Origin of the sequence: Deinococcus pimensis DSM 21231, assembly GCF_000519345.1 — a bacterium.
Lineage (GTDB): Bacteria > Deinococcota > Deinococci > Deinococcales > Deinococcaceae > Deinococcus_A > Deinococcus_A pimensis.
Window position 1 is genome coordinate 1 of the sequence record NZ_KI912652.1, and the last position, 1,787, is coordinate 1,787.

A 1,787-nucleotide genomic window follows, 5' to 3' on the forward strand; every position below is an offset into this window, starting at 1 on the left:
GACCGCCCCACGGGTATCGCCGGGCAGCACCGCGACCTGCGCGACGGCGTCGGGCCGGGCGGCGGGCGTGCCGGAGGGGGAGAGGGTGGCGCACCCGCTCAGCAGCGTCAGCGCGCAGGTCAGGACGAGCGTCCGGGGGGAAGGCAGGGAGGACATGAGGCGAGTGTTCCAGATGTCACGGCGGGCCCACGGAACTACCGCACGCGACACGGCGGCGAACGTCACTTTAGACTTCCGTCACGCGATCCCGCCCGCCCCCGTCCTTGAGGAACGCCTCAACCCCGCCCGATGGGTCCTCTCAGGCCCTCCTGCGGAGGCGACGTCTAGGTTGGGGCATGAACCGAACCACCCGCTTCGCGATCGCCACCGCCGCCCTCGCGCTCGGCAGCGTCGCCGCCCGCCGTCTCGCCCCCGATCCGCGCAGGAAGCAGGTGCTCGCGGGAAAGGTGGTGGTCGTGACGGGCGCCTCGGAAGGCATCGGGCGGGCCATCACGCTGGAATGCGCCGCGCGAGGCGCGACCGTCGTGCTCGCCGCACGGCATCAGGAGACCCTGGAGGCCGTGGCGCGTGAGGCGCGCGCGCTCGGCGCGGAGGCGCTCGTCGTGCCGACCGACGTGCGCGACCGCGCGCAGGTGGAGAACCTCGTGAGCACCGCGCACCGCGCCTACGGGCGGGTGGACGTGATGGTGAACGATCCGGGCGCCGCGTTCGTCGACAGCATCGAGCACAGCGAGGAGCGCCGCGTCCGCGACCTGATCGACCTGAACGTCATGGGCGTCCTGTACGGCGTGCAGGCCGCGCTGCGCGTCATGCGGCCCCAGGGGAGCGGGCACATCGTGAACCTCGCGTCCGTCGCGGGCCGCGTGGCCTTCCCGTACCAGGGCATCTACTGCGGCACGAAGGGCTTCGTGGAGCTCATGACGCAGGCGCTGCGGCAGGAGCTCATGCACGTCGAGAAGAGCGGCGTGAAGGTCACGGCGGTCCTGCCCGTCGCGGTGCGCACGCCCTTCTTCGACAAGGCCGACAACGTCAAGGAGGGCGGGCAGGGCGCGCACCTCGTCCGGCCCGTGCTGGAGGCCTCGCAGGTGGGCCGCGCCGTCGCGGACGCCCTGACGAGCTACCGCCCCGTGGTGTACCCGCTGCCCGCCGCGAAGCAGTTCGCGGTGCTGTACGACCTGCTGCCGGGCCTCACGGACCGCGTGATGAGCTTCATGCGCCCCGACGAGCACACCGGCCCGCAGAACTACCGCGAGCGCGGCAGCCTCAGCGATCGCCGTCCCGTGACGCCGCAGGTGGAGGGCGGCAGGCTGGCGGATTAGTTGGGTAGTCTGGGCGCATGAAGCCACGCCGCAGCGTCCTCTTCGTTCCCGGTGACCACGCCCGCGCGCTGGAGAAGGCCCGCGCGCTGCCCGCCGACGTTCTGATCCTCGATCTGGAGGACGCCGTCGCGCCCGAACACAAGGCCACGGCGCGGGAGGCGGTGCGTGAGGCGCTGTCGCGCGGCTTCCCCTCGCACGAGGTGGCGGTGCGGATCAACGCGCTCTCCACGCCCTGGGGTGACGACGACCTGCAGATGCTGCTGTCGGCGGCGCCGCACGCGATCGTGCTGCCGAAGGCGGAATCGCCGCAGGAGGTGGCGTCCCTGTCGCTGGGGATCCCGCTGTGGCTGATGGTGGAGACGCCGCTGGGCGTGCTGCGCCTGCCGGAACTGGCGGCGGCGCGCGGTGTGGGCGCGCTCGTGGCGGGCACGTCGGATCTCGTGCGGGACCTGCGGGCGCGGCACGTGC

At 72.8% G+C, this 1,787-nt stretch carries 2 protein-coding genes; both read left to right on the top strand.

Going from position 1 to position 1,787, the window contains the following annotated elements; translation table 11 throughout:
• The first annotated feature begins 335 nt into the window (after positions 1-335).
• The gene (locus DEIPI_RS31225) at positions 336-1,319 is read left to right on the top strand and encodes an SDR family NAD(P)-dependent oxidoreductase (protein WP_084474292.1); all 984 of its coding nucleotides are present in this window, start codon (positions 336-338) and stop codon (positions 1,317-1,319) included.
• A gap of 17 nt (positions 1,320-1,336) precedes the next feature.
• A partial coding sequence (locus DEIPI_RS31230) for an HpcH/HpaI aldolase/citrate lyase family protein (RefSeq protein ID WP_245588570.1) occupies positions 1,337-1,787 on the top strand: 451 nt, incomplete at its 3' end.